Origin of the sequence: Nocardia vinacea (assembly GCF_035920345.1) — a bacterium.
GTDB lineage: Bacteria > Actinomycetota > Actinomycetes > Mycobacteriales > Mycobacteriaceae > Nocardia > Nocardia vinacea_A.
The window spans coordinates 4502034-4527980 of record NZ_CP109149.1; the positions used below are offsets into that span (position 1 = coordinate 4502034).

1 protein-coding gene (cut by a window edge) is annotated in these 25947 nt (G+C 64.9%); it reads right to left on the minus strand.

The window, feature by feature from the left end:
- Positions 1-25947 carry the 3' portion of an alpha/beta hydrolase gene (locus tag OIE68_RS20840; protein WP_327101027.1) on the minus strand. Its footprint extends 18060 nt past the window's final position, so only the last 25947 of its 44007 coding nucleotides appear in the window; its start codon lies off the right edge, out of view; its stop codon occupies positions 1-3.

Below are 25947 nucleotides of genomic sequence, written 5' to 3' on the forward strand. Positions count from 1 at the left end.
TCACCATTGCCGGTGGTGTTGGTCGCGCCGTGTCCTTGCGCGGCGGCGAGCGTCCAGCGCGGCCTGATCCCCCGGCGCCACCTCCGCTTCGAACTCGCCGGGCCGATCGGCCGATTCCACCAGCAGCGCCGGCCCTGTAGCACCCTCGCGGCTGGCGGCATCCGGTTCCGTCGCGGCCTCGGCAATGGAGTCGCCTGCTTCTCCAGAGTCGCCTTCTTCAGGCGAACGGTTCGTATCACCCTGTGAGCCGTGAGTCTTGGGTCGGCCTTCGTCCTCCGCCGCTGTCACGGGCGTTGGATCGGAGTATTCGCCGTAATCGGCGTAGGGGCCGTCGGCGCCGAAGAAGTTGAACATGTCGCCCAGCGGCAAGTTCGGTGACCACTGTCGCGAAGCCCGGGTACCGGGCTCCTCGGCGTGCTGCTGCTGTTGCAGCAGCTTGATCTGTTCACGCAGCGCGGCCGGCGATTCGGCTGCTCGGCGCTGCTGTTCCAGCATGTTCTTCCGGTAGGCGGCTCCTGTTTCCTGCGCCTGGGATGGCGGCGTGAACATGAACTCGCGGATGAACTGGATCATCCCGGCCTCAGTGTTGGTCAGCGCAAGCAGATCGTCGACAGTCTGCTCCACCTTCCGCACCACGGCGCTGCGCATCGCGGCGGCAGTCTGTGCGACTGTTCCCGCCTCCGCGTTGTAGTAATCCACACTCCCCAGATAGGCCAGCCCGAGAATTCTCAATATGGTGTCGACCGGCTTCATCTGGTCGATCATGTCGGCGTTGAGGGTCAGGCGGTGCAGAATGGCCCCATTGCGCAGGCGCGCGAACGCGTTATACACGTATGCGGCCATATCCAGGCCCTCACAGGTACCGACCCCGGACGCTTCCCGGATCTGCACCCGGCCACCGGGATAAACCAGGTAAACCTCCTGCTGGTCGCCGAGTTTCTTACCATCCGATTGGGTTTGGGCGGCACAATGCGTACAGTAGGTCGACATCGTGTCGTCGACGCCGTGCCGAGGGCACTCGAATTCCACCGACAGCCCGTCGATCTGCTCGCAGATCTCGATCATGTAATCGACGAAGCTGTCGATATCGACGGCGCCTTCATCGACGTGCAACTGATCATCCCGGCTGACACCGAGCAGCTCGTACAACGTCTGCACCCGCAGCGGGAACGGGGCCGCGGCATGGGTGTATTCGAAACGGATTCTTCCGGTTTCCGGATCTTTGACGCGACGCACGACCAGGAACGGTTTCGGCCTCTTGCGCTCCGCCCATTCGCCCACCACCTCGTGGAAGACGTCGTCCAGTGACACCATCGTCATATAGCCGCGGAAGATCATGTACTTCGTCACTGCGATCGCCGCGCGGATCTTTTCATGCGCGGACATATCGGTGACATGCACCGTGACCGAACCGTCCTTCTGGACCTTGGCGGACTCCGCAGCGTAATGGCCGATATCTTCGAGCTGGATCTCACCGGACCCGGCACCGACCCGGCCCAGCATGGCCCGGTACGGATTCTCGCCCTGTTTCTCCTCCGATACCGGCACACCGATCTCGATCCCGAGCGAATGCAGGAAAGCGTCGGAAACATCCGGGATTCCCCACACATACCTGGTTTCCGAATCGGCAATCATCTTGATCGCGGCGTTCCGGTCGCGCAGCTTCTCCAGCCGTTCCCGGATCTTCCGGCCCAATACCGGAGCCTGTTCCGTGAACCAGTCATTCTCCAGTTCGGACACATCGGCGGCGTGCACCACATGCAGGTACTCCGCACGCACAGTGGCGACAGCCGCATCGACGGCGGATTCCACTGCGTCCGCCCCTGTTTCGCGGTCGATCGTCTCGAATCTGGACTGCCGCACCGCGGCCCGGACGTTCCGGGCGATCTCTTCGATGTCGACCTTGCGCTCGAGGAAAAGTTTCCGCTGATCGATCACCGAACCGACCGATTCCTGACCGGACTCGGGCACGGTGTCCGCGGTGTTCGCACCCGCCAACTCCTTGACGATCCGCGTGCGGACCTGATTAACCGCTTTGCTGTCGAAGAACTGTGTGATCTTGCGCTCCGCATTCGGACGCCATGCACCGGGTCCCTGCGCGAAGTCGGTCGGCCGGAGCATTTTCAGGTCGCGGACGCCCTCACTGCGAACCACATGTTTGATGGCCGAGTGCTGTTCGATAGCATCGAGAACATCGATGTTCGGCTCGCCCCCGACGGTGTTGTCCAGCACGCGATCCAGCAGTTCATCGGGATTCTCGGAGCCCGCGACAGAGCTGCCGCCGCGTTGCTTGCGCCGCGTTGCCACAGGATGCCAGCCGTGCCAGAGACCGGACCATTCCGGCATGTAATGCCACCGTTCGGCGATCTGGGACATAGCAGCCTGCAGATCGCCGTTCGCCGCCAATTCCTCGGCGTCGGCGGTGAGCTGCTCGAATCGCCGCCGCAACCTGTCGTATCGCAGTTGCGCGCACCGCTGCTCCAACAGCTCGAAAGCCGTCGCCGGTATCCGCCGATCGTCGAAAACGGGCAGATGCGTCGCGGTGATCGAGTCGGGATCATCCTCCGCGAGCGCGTCGGCAAGCTGCTCGATCCGTGCCCGGTCGAGGTGGAAATGTTCGGACCGATAGTCCAGTGCGGAATCGTATTGACGCCTGGCTTCGGCCGCCTCCTGCTCATCCTGCTCACTGTCGGCGAGCGCAGCGCGCAGAGCGCGGACGCGGACGACGAAGTCCGCGAGGATGTCATGGCCATGATCCAGGGCGCTAGTCTTCTGCCGCAGGAGCTGGTCCGCATTCTGCATGCGTTGCTTCGCCGCCTCCTGTTCAGCGGTTACCTGTTCCAGCACCGTCAGACGGCGGGGTGCCGGTGATTCCTTGCGGCGTATCACCTTTCCATCTGTGGTCCGAACGATCGTGACACTGCGCTGCTTCGATTCCGGATCGACCGCCAGAACCGCCGTGACCGAGCCATCTCCAGTCGCCGCATCCGCGAACCACCGCGACAGCTGCTCGTCCAGAGCGAATTCGCCTCGCCAGCCGCGGCCCCACGCCTGCGTCAGCTGCGCCTTCGCCGTGTCACCGGGACGGCGTTCATCGAATCCATGTGGACAATGCCAGGCCGCATGCCACGGCTTTTTGCCTGTCACTTCGAGCGAATGCCATATCGTCCCGTCGCGCTCATCTGCGGCCAGTTCGATACGGACACCATCGCGACGGTCGCTGAACACCCGCACCCGGTCACCCGGGTTCAGGGCCGATGTGATCCAGTCGCTGATCCAGCGAGTGCGGTCATTCGGTCGCTCCTGCTCGATGAACAAGCGAATCTGCTCGACTACATCGGCAGCGGTCACCTCGTCACCGACGGTCACCGCGAACAATCGGCTCCACTGCTCCGGCTGCGTCGACTTCCAATCCACATCGATCCGGAGGTTCTGCTCCGGAAACTCTTGCCTGAGATCACCAGTAGCGGTGCCGACAGCCAATACCCGCTTGCCGCGGGGGCCGCGCACCGTCACATGTACGGCACCGTGGTCGCCGAGCAGGTTCTCGATGTGCTCCTGAGCATCGGACACATCCGCCTGGCCACCCCGCCAGCCGGATGCGAAGTCGGTCACCTGAGGGACAGGAGCATGGCGGTGGCGCTCACCGGACCGGGCGTGGAAGGTGAACTCCTGCCGCTGCTCGGCGGATCCGGCGCCGTCGACATGATAGGTCAGCCACGGATCCGCACCGTCGGCCGCGGTCACGTCGACGGTGCGGTCGCCGTGCTTGCCGGCGACCCGTACGTTGAGAGTGCTCGGTGGCGCTGCTTGCAGCAGCACCGTCACTGGATCCAGGTCACGCATCTCGCTGTCACGCAGCACCCGGGGCAGTTGGTTGGCAGTCGCCGCGATACGTGTCATGTCATGTTCGGTCGGTGAACTACTCCAGCGACAGACCCGCCCCACGGACTCCGGATCGGCTTCGAGGAATTCGAAACGTTCGATCAGTGTCCGGTCTTGCCAGTCGTGGACCTGGGTCACTTCGACCACGAGAGTGCGCTGCCAACCCGTGCCGGATATCCACGCGTCCACCGTCATCCCGTGGGCCGAGCCCGGCCCATCCAGCAGCCGCTCGATCGACAACGCAGCATTCTTGGCATTTCTGTGTCCGACCGGCTGGGGCAGCCCTCCTGCCCCGCTCTGCGCAGCGGGCATGGAATATGTCGCACGCACCCTACGGATGTCCCACAGCAGCGAATTCAGTGCGCCGAGCACCACCTGCCGCATGGTCGCGTCACCCGCCGGCACAAACCAACTGCTGCACCACGTCACAGTATCGGCGGACGCACCGGACCTCGCCGAACGCAGATGACCGGCCCCGGTCCGCCACGGACCCCGCATCGCCCCCAGCGTATGCCCTTCGATGCTCGGCTTCGCCCGATCCCGCTCCACCCGCTCACCGGCCACCCCACCATCGCGGTCGTACCAGATGCCGTTGGAACATTGCACCAATACCTCATCCGCCACAACCCGCACCGCACCGCGACGGGGCGCCTTTCCACCGCCATCCCAACGGAATTCGATACGCGCACCAGTGAAGGCGTGGTTCCGCAACCGCGATTCCAGTTCCGCCGCGGCCATCGCAGCCAACCGCGCCTCGGACTCACCGGCCGAACCGGACACGACAATCAGCCGGTCGTCTGGATCGAAAGCCACTCGGCGAACGGACGGGACCTTCTCGCTCCAGTCGGCGGGGTGGGCGACCATGTCGGCGGGCACTGTGACCGGGATGCCGACGTTGTTATACACGGTACCGTAGGTAGCGCGCACGCCGTGAATGCTGCCCTGCTCGTATGGCGTGACGGCTCCGGTTTCCGGGTCGTAGACGCGAATTCCGTTGTGGTCCCGCACCATCGTCCAGAACCGCAGGCCACCGTCGGCGAGTTCGTGGACACCGACGAGCACCGAACCGAGCCGCATCGGGTCGAGACGAACGGCGGCGGCGTCCAAGTCGTGGAATGCCCGCATATGCGCGCTCGCCGCAGCAGGACGCAGGTACCCAGAGGCACCCGAGGTGACCTCCGCGGCGAACCGCAGGGCATCCAGGTAGTGCCGCTCCTGCGCCGTCGCGTACGACGTGCCGAAATCCGTGGTGTCCGAACCGTTGTCGAGGGGGCGCTGGGCCGCTGGGTCACGCGGCGGGGTGAAGATCTTCTGCAACAGCGTCGGATGGGGCACGCCGGGACGGTGCTCTTCGAGCGGCGGCTCCATGCCGACCAGGATCATCGCGTTGGCGAGCAACGCCTCCGAGGGGGAACCGTCCGCTTCGAAGAAGAAGTAGGCGCCGTGCTTTTCGATACCGCCTGTGCGCTTCGAATTGGCGGTCACACGGACCGCGCCGAAAAGTTCGGACGCGGGGTCGATGCCATGCCCGAACCCCGCGAGGCGGCCTGCAGTGTTCGCGCCGAGTTCCGAAATCGGGTCGCCCGGTGTCGCGAGGACGAAGACCCGGTCGGCAGGCAGGCCGAGCTCCGAGACATGCTCCGCCGGCACACCCGATGCTCCGTTGTAAGCGAACCTGACAACCGAATCGGGCAGTGCGCCACGCAGTGCCGCCAAGGTACCCAGCACCCCGCCGTAGCTGAGCGGGAATGCCACGATCTCGGGAACCGCCGGCCCGCCCGGCCGTCCGGCCAACCGTTTCCGGACGGTATCGAGGGCGTGCAGGGTTCGCGTCAGTGCCGGGGCGCCCTCGCGGGCCTGCGCGGATCCCGGTACCTGCGGCCACAACAACGGCGTAGCGCCCGGCCCGCGGTATCCGACCCACGCCAGCATCGCGACATCGAGTTCGGGGCTCAGCCTCTTGGCCACTTTGCAGACGTTTCCGGCCTTCTCGACACTGGCCGGCAGAATCCCGAGTTCCGCGAGGATCCCGGGCACGAACACACCGATACGCTCGGCGGTACCCGGATTGCCGAGCGCGACGACGGCACGACCGAATCCGTGGTGTGCGGTGCTGTCGTACTCCAGCAGAAATACCTGGTCGGCGCCGAAACGGGTGACCGCGTCCGCCAAGCCTTTTCGCGCGGAGAGAATGGCGCGGATCCGACGGCGTTCGGCCGCAGTGAGCTCGTATATCACCCACTTCCGCAGGGTGGTGTCGACGGGCACGCGCGCCAGGATCCCCGCGAATTCCTCCTCCAGCACGGCCACATTCGCCGCGTGCCGCACCTCGAAGGAAACGCCGTCGGCATTGCCCACCCACCGGGGGAAGTGCTCGATCATGGCCTCGCACTGAGCGTCGGTCAGCGAATCCCACCAATCCGCAAGCATGCTCACCCACATCGGGTGCACGGCCGCCGCCTCGTCGGTGGTGCGGTATTCGCGGCGCAGGCGCGCCGCCAGCCGCTCCCAGCCAGCACGATCCTCAGGCTCCGGCGGAACTTCGCCCTCGGCGAGCCAGAAGCTCAATGCCTCCCGCGCCGCGAGCGGCACCGGGCCGGTATCCGCGGCGCCGGCGATATCGGTGCCCACACCGGATGCCGCGATCCGCTGATCCAGCTCATCGACCAGCTCCAAGAACTCCGCATCGACGTCCGGATCGTCGTCCTCGGCCGGATCCAGCTCGACCGCACCCACCAGCGCATCGGATTCGACGATACCGCTGTCCGAACCCATCGCGCCGTCGCCGGTCGTTCCGGTCAACGAGGCCGGACCAGCTGTGACGCGGCGGCCCCTGAACGCGGGGTGGTCGATCTCGGTGCCGATGGGGGTTCCCCGCTCGACCATCGCCTTTCCCCCAGGATGGAATGCGAGCACGTCCGTAGCGCCGAAACCGTCGAGTTCGTCATCGCCCAGCTCACGCTTGTGCTCCTCGAACAACATCCGGTAGGCGGTGACCGGATCCTTGTCACCGGCAGCGTGGTTGATGTCGATGTCGGGCACATCGGCCGGGTCGAGGATGCTGATCCGGCCGCCGCCGTCGTTGCGCAGCAGCACTGCATGCCGGTCCGCGTCGGCGACGGCCGAATCCAGGCCCGCGACAAAGAAAGTACCGACCTTGGTGGCGCGCAACAGCCGGACGAGATCGGTGCCCGATTCGACGCCCACCCATTCGGTGTGGAGCTGAGTCGCCAGTTCGATGCCACTCAGCCGGGGCTGGAACTCATTCGGCTCCGGTGCCCGCACATCCGCCCGCGTATCCGGTGCCATGCTGTATGCGACACCCCAGGTCACCAGTGCGCACCGCTGCGGCGTGTCCAGCACCTGGTGCAGCGGATCCGCGCCGCCGGGCGGGCGATAGCCGGTCGCCGACAATCCCTGCGCGGCACCGAGGTAGTACTGCCTGGTGGCCGCCACGTCGAGAGCACGGTATTCGGCGAGCCGCGCGGCGACCGTGCCGGCGGTGCGGATCTCCGGTCCGACTCTGATGATCTTTGCCCGTCGCGCCCCGGCAGCCGACTGCTTCACATACGCGGTAGCGGCCACCGCCAAGGTCGACGAGCAGTTCTCGAGCTCGGTGGCATCCCGAACCGTGTCGACGTCGTCTGCGTCTTCCACCCGGCTGAACTGGAATTCGGCGAAACCGTTGGCGATGTCGACCCGGCCCACGAACACTCGCACACCCGCCTTGTCACCCCAGGCGGAGGCATCGGCCCACGCCTGCAGCACCGACTCCCACGTCCGCAACTGCTCGGCGAGGCTCTCCCGATTTTCCCGCAGATGTAGCGTCCGCGAGTCCACCAGCTCTGGCGGCACCGATTCGCGCAGCGCCAGTTCGGCATCGAGCTTCGTCAGGTCCGCGCCCAGCGCGTCGATCGTTCGGCGCAGTACATACCGGCTGGCGAGATCCCGCCATTCGCTGGTGATGCCGGGCAGCTCGGAGACCTCCAACGGTTTGCCCCACACCCATATCCACTGATCGCGCCAGTCCAGTTCATCCCATGCTCGAGCGTAGAAGCGAATATCTTCGGCCCGCGGCTCGGAGGTATCCCGCCAGCCGAACGCATCGGCCGGCCCGCCGCGGGAGTTCTCGCGCCGCAGCTGGCGTACCCGATCATGGAACCGGCGCGATACCGCATGCGCCCGCTCGAAGTCGCCGGTGTTGTCGTGCAGCCGCCGCCGTGTCCACCGCGCCGCCCTGCGGTGTGGATGCGAGACGTCCACACCGTGCGACTGCTGCCACAGTTCCGCGCTAGAGATATCACCGTCCGCGGCCGAAACACCCTCGGCAACAACAGCTTCCGGCTGCCCGTCCTGCGCTGCCCCTTGCGCGCGGAACGGCTGGGCGGACTGCTCGTGCGGTCCGCCGCCGTCCGGACCAATCGACACACCGACTTCACCGCGGCCATCGGCTGATTCGCCGCCGGTAGGTTCACCGTATCGGCCAGACACCAAGGTCGGCTGCGGGCCGCTCGATGCACTGTCCCTATCGCGGCCGAACGGCGAATTCGAACCATCGGAAACCAGCCGCAACCTCGCGGACACCGGAGACTCCGACCCGGAAACGGGTGCGTCGGTTTCAGTTTCGGCATCGAACGGGTCCGGGGTGGGAGGCAGAGGTACATCGGCACCACCCCTGGTCTGGCGGAACTCGTATCGGGTGCCGAAGATGACGTCGGTGCGTCTCCCGGACTTGGCGTCGGTGCGCTCGAACTTCAACCGGGTCCGGATGAGCTCATCGGGGAGGAACTTCAGTAGCTCGGGATCGAGGCGGGCGAGGGACGGAGCGTCAAGGGTGCCGTCGTCGACAGTGACGGTGAGGCTGGTAGCGGTGGCTTCCACTGCGACGGAGCCTGTTCGTCCTGCCACAGCGATTGCGTTCACCAGGCTGCGCGTGACGACGACCGTCCTGTCGACCTGACCTTCCGGCCATCCGTCCGCGAGGTGTCGCACCAGTTCTTCGGCAGCATTCGCCGCCTGCACCGGATCCTCGCCGGAGAATTCGATGGTGCCGGTCTGCGCAGGACCACTCGAATCATCGACGGGCGCCTCGTTTTTCGAGATTTGCGCTGGCGACGGCGTCTCGGCCACCTGCTGCGACGCCAGTCGCTCATCGGTTGGCTGGTGCACCTCCGAAACCGATACGCCGTGCAACCGTTCGAACGCCTCGGCTACGGCCGCGCCAATCGATTCCGCCGATACCTGTTCTCCCACAAGGTCTTTGCGATCAACCGCGAGCCAGTTCCGCTTGTTCAGCAGACTCTCGCCACCATCGATCGCCCGCAATCGGGGGCCGCCGGTCTCCGGCGACTCCACACCGACCCGAATCCCCGCTACCGGGTAATCCGGCGGGAGCGCCCGCACGGCGTCCACCAGCATGGTGAGGACATCACCCGGGATACCGTCCGCGCCGCGCACCGGTAGCCCGTCCACCGAGACGGTTGGGCGTGGTGTGTCCGGGTCATGGTGCGGCGCCGAGAGATCGACTCCGGTGCCTGCGATCAGCAGGTCTTCGTCGCGCAACGGCGGAGCGTCGCCGAGACCCGTGACAACAGCGCCGCCGCGGATGACCGTCGCGAACGTCGCGGCCGGTTCGCCGAACGCGTCTCTGTCGAAACCCTTGCCGAAGTACTCCCCCTTCGCGTGCTGAGCAACAACCCACCGCCCGTTGATCTTCTCCACCGCGACGACTTGGCCGCCGCTGAGTTTCGTCACCGCGTAGGCGTGGCCGTCGGCGCCGGGCAACCCGTTGTGCAGGTCCACGACGAATGCCACATCACCCACCTCGAGTGCTACCGCGATCTTGTCGTGGGCGGTCCCGTCCTCGTCGGCCCGGAACCCTTCCAGCTCGACGGGCTCCGGCCTGCCGTTGCGCAAACGGTCGAGAGTCTGCCTGACCGTCTCACCCGCCAGCGCCGCCTCGGGGTTCGCCCGAGCATCCACCACGCCGGGCGACAGGGCCTCGATCACCGTGCAGGTGTTCTGCACACACGCACCCGGTAGATCCTGCGTATCCGTCTGCGGCAGATACGACCCGGTGCCGTCGTCATCGCCGGTCTCCATAACCGCAGTGCGCGAACCACTTTCGGCTACCTGCATCGATTCGAGATGCTGGCGGGCAGAACGGTAATAGATGGCGTCGATGACGCGGGCGCTGACGTCCTCGGCGGGGATCTGTTGGACCTCGTCTCGGACGCGGTCCGGAATCTCGCCGCCGTACACCGACAGTTCCGGCCCAATGACGCCTGGGAAATGCTCGGCCAGCCACGCGGCCAGCCGGCGCTCGGCATTCACCTTGCGGCTCTCGACCTTGCCGACGAGGTCGAGACGTTCGATAGGAGTAAGCGCGACATACGCAGCCACGAATGCGCCGCCGACATCCCGGCGGGCCCTCTCGATGACCTCCCGCGCGTGGTATCGGACCACCTTTCGACCTGACAGCAGGTCCGCCGCCCGCACAATGGTCGACTGGCCGAGCTTCGCACCGGCGATGCTCCGGACCTGCGCCAGCTGTTCGAGGTCCAGTTCACCGTCCAGCCACTGCCTGAACACGTCGGACTGTTGACCATCCAGCGCGCTCGCGATCGCCTCCAACAACATCGACACCTCGCGAATGCCGGCGGCCGACTGCTTCGCGGCGGCGAGCAACGCCTTCGCCTCGGAGTGTTTGTTCAGCTCCGGGGTCGCCGGTGTATCAGCGGCAACGGCGGGTGGGGCGGCCTGCTCACGCAACCGTTCGACCCCGGGCAGGAACGCGTCCAAGCGGTCTACAGCATCGAACACCGCCGCGCTGCCGGATCGCATCGATCGGCCCGTCTCGGCGACGAGCCGGGCCTCAGCTGCAGCGACGGTCAGCCTGTCGACCGCCATCATTCTGAACAACACGGCGCCGGGGCTGGAGAATCTTGCGTCTATATACGCCGCCAGACGGGTCCTTCGAGCGGCAACGTACCGGGATTCAACGGACAACATCTTTGCCACGTGAAGCACTGCGTCACTGAGGTCTTCCTGGATGCCCCGCGCCGACTGATCCGCTTCCCCATACAACTCCCGTGCCTCAGCAAGCGTCGCGCCATTCAGTGCGGCCCGCAGCACCAGCTGCTGGTCTTGCCCCAGTACCTCGATCCAGCGGTTGACACGCTCTGAATCCGACTGCCGCGCACTCACGATCAACTCGTACCGCTGCCGTAGCTCGCCGGACAGCTCAGCTTCGAGCGGGATCTCCGCTTCCGCCTGTTTTCGGGCGACCGCGTCGGAGTCGTAGTCCTCGGGAACTAGCGTGTCCATGCGCCCTACCGCGTCGCGCAGCACCAGGCGAATTTGATTGGGCGTCCGCTCGATATCACGGGCCGTTTCGGCCAAGGAACCGCCCGAACACACCACTCGGATGAATACTGCACGCTGCACGTCGGTCAGCCGCGCCGCTGCGATGGCTGTGTGCAGCGCATCCTCGCCGATGCTGCCGAACCGGGACTCCAGCGACAGGAACAAGGCCAGCCTGCGCATCGCGGCGGCGAAGAACTCCGTGCGGATCCGGTAAAGCCGCACGCCGAGGTTGTCCGCCGCATCGCGGATCGTGCCGCCCTTCAACCACACCTGGATCACCAACTGCTGTTTCGGAGTCAGCATCTCGACCCACCGCCGGACACGATCGGCATCCGCACCGAAGACAATGCCGACGGCCTCGTACGCGCGTCGCGTCTGCTCATCGAGGCCCTCGGTAAACGGATCGTCCGTGGCAAACGGGCTGTCGCCACCAACCGCACCGGCGTCCGCTTCGTCCCCGAAGGCGGCCATGCCACCCACAACGGCGGTCCCGGCGACCGCCGGACCGCGGGCGCTACCTCCCCTTGCCGTGCCCTCATCGATGCTCGGCGGCTCGTTATCCGACGAGCCGACGGTGTTGCCGCCCGAGGGCTGCGAATCGGCGAATTCGTTGTCCCAGTATGCTTTCAGAAAACGTCGCATCTCCTGGTTGGCGGCGGTATCGGGCTTGCCCCACCGCGCCAGAGCGAGCTGTTCGACCGCTTCGTGCCAGCTGATGCGCGCGGCCGCGTACTCGCCGTAGATCTCGGCCGCTCGATACCCGCCGGGCGGTTCTCCCCACTCATCTTCCTCGAACGCGCTGATGTCGATGCCCGCGCTGAGGATTTCCCGCCGAGCCTCCCAGGCGACGAGAGCGACCTCGGCTTCCATGCGGAACCAGTTCAGCAGTTCTCGTTCGATCCACTCAGTTTCGGACATACCCGCGCTGGGCTGGTCCCAGGTCGATATGTCCTGGTCGAAGAAGATCCTGCCGACCAGCTTGGCGAAGAGGAATACCCGCCTTTCGATCGAATCACTCTCGGGTACAGCGAAAATCACTGTCTTCTGCGCAGGACTGACTCCGATTGGCACCGCGCCGCTGCCTTGCGTGAATGACCGGCCATCAGCCTTCAGATATTCCAGTTTCCGAGTCAGGGACGGCGAATACGAGACGAGCGTATCCATATCCCGGCCGAGACCGGTTGCGCCGCCGTACCACTGGTCGGTGGCCCACGTCTTGATGTCCTCGTGGTAGGACCCATTCCGATCACGGGCCATATGATCGGCGATCCGATCGATGGCCTCCGTGAGCCGGATCTCGCCACGCGCGACGGCATCGTATGCCTCGACATCGCCATAGCCGTTGGTGGTGAAAGCGTCATCCGGGAGTTGCCTGTCCAGCTTCTCCTCCAGCTCGCGCCGCACTCGCACGGAGACGAGCGCGGCATGCGCCTCGTTCTCGAAGCGCTTGCGCATCTCGCTGGTTATCCACTGGTTCTTCGTCACTCCCGGCTGCCACGGATCCAAGTCGGTGTCGACTCCGTAAACAGCGTGACCGAGCTCATGAGCAAGGGTGAGAACGATATGGTCCGCAATCTCGGCGGCGATGCGATCCGGGTCTCGCTCCCCCCGCTTCGTAGCCACTTCCTGCACACGGTTCGCGATTTCGGTGCAGTCGACCTCGATCCGACCATCGTCACGGATATGGCGACCCCATGTTCCATCGGAATGCGCCGGATCACCACCGTCTTCGATGACATAGTCACCACTGGAAACCCGCGTGAACTGCTGCATGAAGTATTCGGAACGGTGGGCCAGATCGTTGACGAGCGAATCAATCTCCTCACCGAGACCGGTCTCGATAACCAGCGGCGGATCGACAGGCTCTATGTCCGCGCCGGGTCCGGCCTCGATGACAGCCGGACCGTCTCCACTTCCGACAGGAGCGCCATCGTCATCGGGACCGGTATCTCCGGCCATGGCGAGCGCGGCAACCCCGAGACCGCCCCCGAGCAAGATGCGGCGTTTCACACCCCCGATCGCCCCGGTGTCATCGGAATAGGGCAGCTCCGCAATCTTGCCGGCCAGCGCCTCGAGCGCTTGGCGCTCGGCCTCGAGAAAGCGCTCGACCGTTCCGGGAAAGGCCGCCTGCTCGATGGTTCCGTACCCCGGCCCGAACCGCTGGGCCAGCACACTCCGGTCGACCCCACCCAGCTGCCGCCGCGCATTCTCGACCTGCTCGAAGTCCGCATCCTCCACGATGCGGTAGACGTCATCCGTCTCGTCGAAACCGTGGTCGTGCCGCAGTGCGTGCAGGATCATCCGATAATCGCGCCGAATGTCGGGAGTGGGTGAAGGGGCAGCAAACCCGCCCCCACCCGACTGGCCCTCAACCCGCGATGGACTGGGCGGGGTACCGATCCGGCCGGAAGCCTCGAGCGCACGCGCCGGCAGCGTACCAACGGGGATTCGATGCACCGGATCGCCCGAGGCATCGAAATCCCAGTGACGGATCTCGACACCGGGGTAATGCCTGCGCGCGTCGAACGGCTCGTGACGCAACACCGGCGGACCCTCGAGCCGCCGCCCATGCTCGTCTACCGGGAAGATCAGCTCATGAATCCACGGCTCACCATCAGCTCCCCGGTACACCGTGACGACATGCCATTCCGGCTCCCCCTTCGGTGCGGTACGGTTCCGCACTGCGACGAGTGAAAACCCACCGCCGCGGACTGCGTCGGCGATATTCGCAAGCTCGGCCGATCGATCGGGATCAGCGTCGAACTCGGCGAGATCGGCATCGAGCGCATGCGCGGCAGTCGGAAAGGAAACACCTCGATCGTGCGCCGCCGCACCATCGAGCATCTCGCGTATCTCCGCATCCCCCAGCCGCATCCGCAAATGCCGTGACATTCCTTGCTCTACAAGGAATTCCAGCTCAGAAACAAGACACACGTTGGCGCCGTTTCCGTCCTCCAGCAGCAGATGCGCATCCTGCACCGGCCCCAGCTCGGGCGCCGACTCGCCGGCTGGTCGTACGCCACTGCCATCCTCGGTTTCGCCCACCTTCCGCAACGAACCCTGACGCGCCGCCGAGTCACTGAGTTCTGAATCCTGGTATGCCTCAACCGCTTCGCGCGACTTGTCAAGGACTGCGGTAACGCGGGACCGCCCGATCGCCCTGCCACCCGGATCAGTAACGCTCGCCCCACCAACATTCGACCTCCTGTCGACCCCACCGATCCACTGCTCTGCCCGACGAACTCGACTCTGTGCCTCGTGATATCTCGACACCGCCGCCACCAGCATGTTGTCGTGCCCTATCCGCGCCAAAACCTGCGCATATCGATCCGACACCATCTCGGCGAGATCAATCTCGGGCCACCGACGAATCGCTTCTTTCAAGGACGACAACGCGGCAGCCCGGTCAGCGACCAACTCATCCATGTCCCAGACACCCGGTACGAACCCACGTTCGGCCACATCCGGTACAGCGAAAAAGACTCGGACAGCGGTATTCTCACCCAAAACACCGTCCTTGCTACGACGGTAATAGATCGCAACCTCGGTATAGCCGAGCTCAACGGCCAGCTTCCCGGTGAACGTATTCCGCGCCGCATCCTCAGGAGAGAGAAACAGTTCCTGCACACCGGCATTGAAACTATCCAGGTTGTCGGCGACCGCGGCATCGGATTCCCATACGCTGCCGATCACCCGCACTCGATGCCCGACGGCAGCCCAGAGGCCTTCGAACATCTCCCGTCCGGACAGTGTTCCCTCGGCCACTTTGATCGACAACGTGAGGACGCCGTTCTCATCGACCGTGCCGTGAATGCCTACCGACCCACCGTAGATACCGTCACCGACATCAGCCCGCCGATACATGCAGGTGTAGCTAGCGCCGTGCTCGTCTTCGTCATGCTCAACTCTTAGCGGTACCCACACCGCTCCCGTCGCTCCCAGACTGCTCTCTGACCCCAGACCCGAGTCGACGGCCGACTGGAGACCCGCCACACCTTGGCCGCTGTGCTCATTCGCCGGATCTCGTCGTATCAGTTCCTTCGGAGTGGTGCCGTACTGCGCCTCGATACCTTCGTCCAGCGCAAAACCGAAGTCGGACAGCGCATCGCCGCCATCGTCCGGCGATGCGGGGGTGCTATCGGAGGCTGGGGCGTTGTATGGCACCGGGGCACGGCCGATGAAACGCCGCACCTCCGCGTCGGTCTGTGGGGCCTGCGCGACATCCGGCCACCGCTGGAGTGGGTCCCCGACCAGCACAGCGCTGATGTTGTCCAGAGAAATGTCGCCGGCTTTGTCTTTGTTGTCTCTCTGTTTCTGCTTCGCGGCGTACACCTGATTGACGAGGGCGGTCAGGGCCACCCGGGCATTCGGCGCATTCATTACGGTCTCGGCCACTTCGGCATCGCTCAGCGCGTTCATGCCGTCGCTGCAAATCAACACGTGGCTGAAGGGGGCCGCGCCGGACTTACTAGAGAAGGTCTTGATGTATTCCTCGACCTCGTTATCGCCCGGAATATCGTCGCGGCCGATGGCACGGGCGAGATACCTGCCGACCCCGTGGTCCTTCGTGAGCTGGACAGCGGTGCCGCTTTCGGAATCCACCCCGTACACGCGACTGTCACCGATCCAACCAACGGTCACCTGACCGGGTTCGACCACAGCGATCGCGATCGTCGTCGCCGGTGGCTTCCTTTCATCGGGGTACAGCAGCTTATTCACCGACTGCACAATGTCTTCGGCATCGGCAATCGCTTGCTTCACCGCCCCATGCGCGGCCATGCCACGACCCAGCGACCGCACCAGACTGTCCTGCGCGACCCGAACCGCCAGCTGCGACGCGACCTGCGAACTGGTCGCCCCGCCGACGCCGTCGCACACCACGCCCATCGTCATCGGTGTGCCGTTTCCCGCGGTCACCTCGACGAAAGCCCGCGCGTCCTGGTTGTGTTCGCGCTCCCCGATATCGGTGATCGTGGCCGACGATCCGGCATCCACGATCTGGCGCTTCGCTAAATCCTGACGCTTCGCTGAATCGAGCTCGAGCATCACTTCCAGATGCTCGCGTACCGCGGCGCGCAGTCGCTGCCGTGGACTCGGTGCGCCGTCGACGTGCGCCTGTTCCATTGCCTGCAGCAGTTCGGCTGAAAAGAACCCGGTGCTCTGCGGATCCAGTACTGTCGTCAAGTCCTGCAACGTGGTGGCGGGCGCCTCGAGCAGTTTCGGCACCATGAACTGCTCCGGCGACAGCCCCAGCAATCGTGCCGCTTCACGCAACTCCGCCTCCACAGCAGCCCATCGCCCGAACCACGACTCGACGACAGGTGCATGGACAGCCCGGTACGGCCCCCCGTCACCCACGGGCGGTTCCGAAATGTCATACGGCCCAGGTTGTGCCCCGCCGGTGTCGTCCGCCAGCGATTGTTCGACCAACTCCGTCGGCCCGACACCGGACGACACGAACGGTCCATCCGCCGACCGACCAGCGCCGTGCTTCGCAGAAACTGCGCCCCCGCCCGCTTCGACCCCGGTCTGCGGCGCAGAGCCTGGACCACCGTCCTGGTTCCGTGGCGAACCATGCCCGCGCCGCACCGCCACGAAGTCCCGCGCTGCACGCAACAATCGCTGCACCGGATCCAGCGCACCCGCCTCCCATGCCTCCCGCATGGCCTGCAACTGTCCCGGAGTGATCACCTGGGTCACGTCCGGTCGCAGCTTCGACTCCAGATCCGACAGCGTGCGATCGGGTGCATCGACCAGTCGCGCCATGAGTTTGTCCGCGTCCACCTCCCATTTGGCCGCTGCCTCCCGCAGCTCAGCCTCCGCGGCCCCGGCAGCGTCTGCACCGAGCGAAGATCCGAGCCATGGTTCATCCACGGATCTCGGCAAATCGCCTGAGCCGGCGTCGCGCTGCGACGCGTTCCCGTCGTTCGTCGAGTCGCTGTTATCAGCCTGAACCTCGGCCTCGTCCGAATGATCCGCCCCCAGCCGGACGTCCGGGCAGTCCACACTCGGCCGCGCCGTCGAGACACCTCCGTCGTCCAAGTGAATCCCATAGCCGGGCAAGGGAATTCCATCGGCACCCAGCAGCACACGGCTCTCCTCCGGTGGCAGACCATCGCCACCCTTGGGAATCTCGCGCCAGCCCTTGGCATCCACGTCGATGCCGTAGGTCTTGGTTCCCTCGGGGAACCACTCCGACGGCAACGACCCGTCGGCCGCGACGGGTTCGTCGCGGACCTGGCCGTCGACCTTGTCGTGCCAGCGCACACCACCGTCTTCGCCCGGATACAGCAGCACTATGTGGGCCAGCTCCGCGCCCGGCTTCTGGATGGCGAAATACACGCGATCGCCGTAGGTGCGGACCAGATCGATGGCGTCGGCGGGCGAGAGTCCCCCACGATGCCAGTCGCCGCCGACGGCCGTCGCCAGGAAACCAGGGGTGGCGCCCGTGGCCTTGAATGCCTCCAGCAGCGCGTCGAGCGGCGTCGGAGCATCGGGGTCGGCCTCCGGCAGGCCCTCGCCGAACGTGACAACCTCGACAACGCAGTCCAGCTGCTCGGCTATCGCATCGGCCGATTCGCCGAGCAGCGCCGCCAGATCCGCGTCGGTGATCGTCGCGCGCTCGGCTACCGGATCTTCCTGTGCCGCACTGTATTCGAGGACGAGCTCCTCGAGCTCGGTGTAGATGTTCTGCTCCAGCACGGACCGATCGTCGATGACGGCGCGGATGTCCATCTCCCGCAGGAGCTCGATCGGCACCGGTGAGAGCGGCAGATGCGCGTTGACGACCTCGGCGTGAATGTCGCGCCGGGTATAGGACAGCTCAACCGGACCCTGCGGCGTATCAACGACCTTGGTGACGGTCCGGTCTTCGATCCGGGTGATCCGAATATCCAGCCCGCGTCGCAGAATGATCTCGTTCGCGCTGTTAGAGACATGGCCCGTGAACAGAGCCGGCGTGCCGGCTGGAACATCTAGTTGCATGCGGTAATCCACCGCACCGACCGGAGTCTCTTCCAGTACCCAGTGACGTGCTGGGCCGAGGCTGCCCGAGGTGTACCGCCCTCGCCGCAACACCATACCTTCGTGCCACTCCGACGGCGGTGCAGACCAACTCCACTCGTCCAAATCCTCGCCCTGGGGAGCGACGTCGATCCCGACCCTCAGGTTCTCGGTTGTCGGCGTCATGCCGACCAAGTGATCCATGCGCTCGATCTTCTGAGCGAGTTCCGGATCAACAGCCTCCCCGGACTGGAGCGGATCGTTGAATTCTGTCGAATCATCCCAGTAGCGGTGCAGGACCTCGTCCACATCCTGCTGCGGGATAGCCCGTGTCATCTTCCGCCACGTCGCACGTCCATATGCGAAACCCTCGTCGGTAGTCGAGAAGGTCCGGTATCCACCGGGAAGCGGGGACAGCTCTGCCGGCCAGTTGCCACCATCCCTGACTTCGCTGCCCGAGATTTCGCCGTCCCAGATACCCCAACGCGACGACTCCGATTCGGTCAGATCGTTGCTCGGCTCACCGTCACCGAAGCCGGCGCCCCCGGCCAGCGGAACATCCGGGCAATCCACACCGGGCCTCGCCGTCGAGACACCGCCATCGTCCAAATGGATCCCATACCCCTCCGCCGGAATCCCGTCGGCGCGCAGCAGAACACTGCTCTCTTCTGGAGGCAGCCCATCACTTCCCTTGGGGATCTCGCGCCAGCCATGGGCGTCCACGATGATGCCGAAGGTCTTGGTCCCTGGCGGGAACCATTCCGCCGGCAACGACCCGTCCGCCGCGATCGGCTCGTCGTAGACCCTGCCATCGACCTTGTGGCGCCAGCGCCCACAGCCGTCGGCACCCGGGTACAGCAGCACCGTATGCGCTATCGGCGCGCCCGGTTGCTGGATGGCCAGATACACCCGGTCACCGTTGTCGCGAACCAAGCCGACGCCCGCTTCCGGCGACAAACCACCGCGATGCCAGTCCCCAGCCACGGCCGTCGCGAGGAAACCGGGGGTTGCGCCCGTGTTCTTGAATGCCTCCAGCAGAGCTTCGAGCGGCGTTGGCCCGCCCTCGGATTCCCGGTCGCTCGCCGCCACGTCACCGGCGAAAGTGATCAGCTCGACCACGCAGTCCAGCTGCTCGGCGGGATCAGGAGGCGTTGCACCACCCGAACCGTTCCCGATAGCGTTCGTGCTCAGGCCCTTGTCGCCCGAAGCTCCGGGCTCGGTGACCGGTGACTCACGGAATTCGAACCAGACCGTCTCACCGTCGGATCGGCGGTCCACACCCCACATGCCGGCGATGTGGTCCATGGCGATCCGGCCGTCGCTCCACTCGACCTCCTCGTCCGACTCGACCCACAACGGCAGTGCCGGTTCGCTGCAGGAGACCTCGACGCGAATCACCCGGGTGCCCGGCGCACCCTGTTCCGTGACGGTCACCGACGCATCGGGTCCGGCCTGCCGGATCGCCACACCGGCAAGCTCGCGCAGCAATCCCACGGTCGGCGGGTCGGTTACGAACCAGTCCCGCATACCCTGTCGCACCTGGCGGCGGACATCGTTCTCGAGCTGCCGGGCCGCATCATCATCGTTGCCGTCCGACTGATTCCGCTCGGACTCGTAGCGCGCTTCGGCGGAAGCGATCAACAGCCGATGCAATATCCGCTCGCCGGCCGTAGCCGATTCGATGCCGCACAGTTCGATGACGGCAAATGCTTCCGGGAGGGCTTCGTGAAGATTGAGGGAGCCGTCTTTTTTGCTGAAGCTGTACCTGCTGAACTGGGTTCGCAGCCAGTGCTGGTACCGGATTTCGTCGTCGACACCGTATGTGGCACGGAAGTATTCGCGGAGTTCGTTGTGGGCATCCACCCATGCGCCGTGCCCGCCCGCATAGTCCATGACGTGGCCGAGTTCGTGGAAGATGAACGCATACAACAGACGCTCGGCGGGCATTGCGCTGAACCCGTTTTCGACGTTGTGCACCATCGTCATGCCTTCGAACTGCGGCAGATCGAGCGCCTGCGCCACGTCGAAGATCAGCGCACTCGTGTAGCGGCACTCTCCGTCGACATATCCGCGCTTGGCACGCGCATAGGCGATTTCATCTGGGTTTCTGGTGGATTGGAGAAGCTTGTCGATTCGGATCTCGGGAAGATCCAGCCAGGGGTACTTGGTGAAGATGTGGTCGACTGCGCGTGCGAACTCACGAGCCAGGTCGATATCGATCGCGGAGTTGTCGAAAACAATCGATACCGGACGCGAGTTTCCTCGGCGCTCTCGCAGTCTCTCCTCGAGCGCCGCAGCGACCTGTTGTGGAGTTTCGCAGTGGGCCGCCCAGTCATCGGTGACAGATCCGCGGTGCTCGGCGCTGAGCAATGGGATAGTCGACGACTCGCCCGCAGCACTACTCTCGGCCGACGGCAGGTGCTCCAGAACTGCCGAACGCGGCCGAACCTCACTCTGATAGACGTTCAGCGCCTTGACCGCTACCAGTGCGTGCAGCTCCTTCGTGGAGTCTCGCTGATTCGGAATCTGCGCCTCGACGGCAGCGAACGCGTTGGCTGCTGCGCTGTACCAGTCCTGGTCACCAAAATTCAACTGAGCCCAGGCAATCCAGGCCGATTCCTCCCGATCCGGGTGAATCTCGATCGTCCGCTCGAATGTCACCGTGAAAAGGGCCTCCATCGCCTCCCGCGCCTGCGCATCGATCAGAGGCCGGCCGAGCTTCTCGTCGATGGTGGCCATCAGCGCGAAACCGAGTTCACGCATCGTCGCCAGATATACGGGACGGTCACTGGAGCCCGGCAGCATCGCCAGTGCGGCCTGCCGGACATCGCTCGCATCCGACCGGGTGTTCAGAACAATGGAAGTCGCGGAGACCGGCGCACCCCACACTGGCTCCGAGGCAGCAAAGCCCCGAGCTACACCGAGGTCCCGGACATGCACCTCGCGGAGGTCGATCTCGGGATACTTCGTGAGGATATGGTCGATCGCTCGACCGAACTCACGAAATGTCTCGACATCGACCCCCGCACCGCGGAACTCCTCGACCGCGACCGCGACATCGGGGTGCCTGCGTTGCAGTTCTTCCGCGACCTCCACAGCCGTGCCGCACCGAGCCGCCCAATCAGCAGCGACCACCGAACCCTGGTCGGTCCCCGCGCTGTGGTCGGGAGTGGGCGCGGTCGCCACGAACCAGGGGCCCTCGCGCCCTGCAACGAATCCTCGCACCGTCAGTACGTCGCCGGAGACATCGACCTGCGCCCGGAAACCATTGGGGTTCCCCGTGTCACGCAGCCCTCGGCGCATCATGGTCGTGACAACATCGACGGTGCCGGTATCGGTGATATGACGGATTACCTCGGCGACGAAGTCGTCATCGGAACGGCAGTCCGATCGGTCGATGATGATCGGGCCGGACGACAGCAGCCGGTACAGCAGCCGTTCTCCGTCCCTCGCATTGTCACGGCGCAGTTTGACCGACGCGAACGATTCGGCAAACACCTCGTTCATGTTGAGCCAATCGGCCAACAAGAAGCTGTATCCGCTGAATTCGCCAGCACACCACTCCCAGAAGCTGTTCTCGTCATCGGTGCCGGTGGCCTCGCGATGAAGATCGCGCAGTGCGTTCATGGCTGACTTGCGCGCGCTCCTGCCGCGCGCGATATCCAGCAAGTGGCCGGCCTCATGATAAGCCACATAGACGAAGGGGCTGACGTCACAGCCAGACAAGAACCCAGTCGCGACATTCATTCGAAACCATCTGATCGCCAGATCTCGATCCCGCATAAACTCTTCATTGAAGGTGATGGTTCGCGTGTCGGCGTTTGTCTCCGCGTACGCGGTGTCAGGTTCTACCGGACCGACACGAATCTCTTTCAATTCAATTCCTGGATACTCATCCAGAATCGCCGCAAGAGAGTTCAATATATCACGTACCGTCTGGATATCGATATCTGGATCATCGAACCCATTGACGGCGACCTTGTATTTACGTGAAAACGAATCAATAATTTTACGAATTTCTTGCCGCGCAGCTGAATCCGTGTCGCGCTCAGTCGAGTCTTCGCCAGAAGCTATCGATCGGGATTCGCGTGTCAGCAGTGAGTGCGCATCTATCGCTGCTGCATTCGGGGTCAGCTCAGGAACCTCCACGACAGCAAATGACGTCGCCAACGCCTTCGAATAGGCCAGCTTTCCGTCACTGCTGAAGCACCGGCTGCTGAACTGCGCCTTCTGCCAGAGCTCGAATTCCACCATTGCAGTGGGAGCCCTACCGGATACCGCTTCCAAAACGATATCCGGATCAAGCGAGGCGGCATAGGACTCGAACATACTGACCTGCGCAAGCTTCACTGCTCGCGTTTCACCTGAATGCATGAGAGCAAGACCGACGACATAGGCAGCCAGCACTTCTGCGGGACGGGCGTTCTGACTGCCGCCAAGTTCCGCCATCGCTTCCGCAAGCAGTTCCGGATCCTGGAAAGACCTGGCGTGCAGCGCGATACCGAGTTCACCGTCAATGTCTAGGGCTTCGGGCAGAACGAGGCCGTCCTCCCCCGTGCGCCGTGACGTGTACAAGTGAGAGATTTCGACCTGCGGGTACGCCCTCAGCAGCCTATGTAATGCGTTGAAGAACTGACGAACTGTGTCGATATCGAATTCGGGGCTGGCGAACCTTATCAGATTGAGACCGAATTGGCCGCGGAGCTCGTCGACAATCTCCTGAACCGTAGAATCGTCGAACGGCCCCGAGTCCTTCGCAGCCGAATCGGCCTCGCCGTCCGGGATCTCGACAGCTTTCGAGTCGTCGGTTCCGTCACCGAGCAGTTCCGGCTCCGCCCCCACGGCCTCCGCCGCCGCCCGAAGCTTGAGCTCCGCGACACTCAGCGGGTCGGATGCGCCCACACCTGGTGCCGTGTGCGCGTCGGAACCAGGCGCCAACTCCGCGCCCAGGTCGGTTTCCGGTTCCTGTTCGCGCTGAGTGTCTTCGGCAGCCCCTGAGCTGTCCGCAGACTCGGCAGGACCATCACCGGGGTCGTCAGCCTCGTTCGGCATCGCCAAATCCGGCCGATTTTCCTGCGGCTCAGGAGCGTTCAAGATGCGAACGTAGGAGTCGGTTGCACGGAGATCGTAGTCACAGCTGAGCTCGATGGTTTTACCAGAGAAGCGCTGCATCAGTGCCGCTTCGATCAGTGCCTGCACCGTGGCAAAGTGCGGATGATCCAGCTGGGGTCGACGGTAAATGACCTGTGCTTGAATTCGGCCCCTATTCGGACCTCCGTCGTAGATCCGGTAATAGAGTTTGAAATCGACTGCGAGATCGTCGATCTCGAGATGCAGGAGATCAGGAGCGCCGACCGCGCGCCGAAGCGACTCGTGAGTAGGGCCGCGTGTCTCGACCGCATGCAGTTCCGTGGCGGCCAGCAGTGACTCCACGCCCGTCTCGTCACCGGCCGCTACCGGTGTGGGAAGATTTGCCACACCGATCGCCGTCACCACCCCGGTAACCGATTTGGGAAGCTGCCCCTCTACCTCCGTCGTCGGTGCACTGATGATCCAGCCCGGAATGTCGGTCGGCGGACCACTGTAATCACTATCGGTGTCGAGCAGATCAACACCCGCTACGACACTGTCCAGTCGGCGCCGCAGGCCGCCGGAAGCACCGTCTACTGCCCCAACCACATAGTGGATATCGATGGTCGTATCCGGGAATCGTTGCAGCAGTGCCGCATCGATCATCATTCGCACGGTGTCGAAATTCGGGTGGGTGAGATCGGGATGATCGAAGATGACTGTGGCCTCGACCGGACCTAAACCATCATCGGCATACGCATACGTGATATTGCAGTCCACGGTCAGATCGCCGCAGACGATCCGTGTCCGCGACGGGCTTCCGAGCACATTCCTGATGTCGGCATGGGCGCCGGCTCGAGCTTCGACCGCACGCAGCATTAAAGACGCCGATCGCCGCCGTTCCCCATCCGTCCCGGGCACCGACGTCGCTGCGGTGCTGTCGGCCTCATCGACACCGGTCACCAACCCCAAGGTTCTGCCGGCCCGGCCGCCATGCAATCTCAGATCCCCGTCCAAGCGGGTGACGATCATGCGTCCCGAAACATCCGACAGCCCCTCGGACTCCGCGCCCTCGACAGGACTGCCATCGACCGAATCGTCCACGGAACGCTGGACGAACTTCCGCGCCGAGTCGGGGGCGCGCTCATCGCCGTGATGCGCACCGATGGGGTGGGTGGGGCCGCGGCGGGGCCTGGGCGGACGGCCGCGCAGCCGACGGCGGGCGACGCCGTCGCGGTACAGGATCGCGTCGACGTTCGCGCCGGCGAACTCCCAGTCGCCGGGCTCATAGTGGTAGAAGTACTGCGCGAGGTCGATCGGCTTGCCGTTGCGCAGCTGCTGGAGGTCGGTGATGCCGATGTCGGCGGGGTCGAACCAGACGATGTTTCCGTCGCCCAGGTTCGCGATGACGATGGCGTGTGCCACGGGGTCGTCGTCGCTCGTCGCCAGGTGTGGGCGTTCGACCGAAACCACCGCCATGTCACCGGGTTTCAGGGTCTTCACCACTCCGGCTACGGACCGGAACCGGCCGCGCCCTTCCCAGTCGGCGTCCAACGATGCGGCGAGTTCGGCGGCGCTCAGCGGGCTGCTGTGCTCCGGGGCGGCGCCTGCCACGGCCAGCGCCGTCCGCGTCGCACAGTCCAGCGGCCCACCCTCGAGCTGAACGTTCAGCATCGGGTCGACAAGCGGCGGTCGGGCGTCCTCGCCCGACCGCCTCGACTCACCCAACGTCGCCCGGTACAGCCGACGTGTCCGCAGCCGGTCGTCCAGATCCGCGGAGACCAGATCCGCTCCACGCTCCGAGTCGGGGCGCAGGTACACGATCGATGTTCCGGAGCCGGGCGAGACGACCTCGTCGGTCGAGCCAACCGCCTCGATAACGGTCACGTCGTCGTCGGCGACCGCGTCGGGATCGCCGAAGGCCAGGCCGACCACACCGGTATCGACGTCGAACCGCAGCAGGTACACCGTGGGGGTCGGGCGCCGCCACCCGACTGCACCATCCGGCCCACCACCTTCCGACGCCGACTCCAGCAGCTTCAGGACCGCCGCGAACGCGTCGGCCTCGCGGGCGTCGGCGTCGGTCCACACGCCGGCCACGGCCTTCTCGTGCAGCGCCTGCAGACGGTGCAGGAGCCGCCACCGGTTGGCGTAGTCGCGCCAGCGCGCGGGAACTCCATCGTGATCGGTCACTTCGCCGATGCCCGGCACACCGCCAGGCATCGCCGCCCAAGCCGCCCGCTCCTCGCGCGTGAGCTTCGCGAACACCAGCGCCACCGCCGTGTGCGGGTCGAGCCCCGCCTCGAGATTGCCCCGGCACTCGTCGGCGAACGCCCGCGCCGGAACGGCCACGCCCGCGCCCGGGTCGTCCGGCGCGAGCCTCCGGGCCCGGCGCAGGAGGGCCGCCAGGGCTCCCCGACGTCGAAGTGAAGACTCACCAGCGGCGAATGGAGAACTCTCCTTCGGCGGGGTTACCCGCGCTGTGCCGCCGTCGATCTCGACCCGGCCGATGCCCAGGCCACCGAACTCGTTGCCGAGGTGGGTCCAGCGGCGGAAGTCGACGTCCATGCCGTCACCCAGCTGACGCAGCAGCTCGTGGTCTTTCCGCAGCAGGCCGGTGAGGAA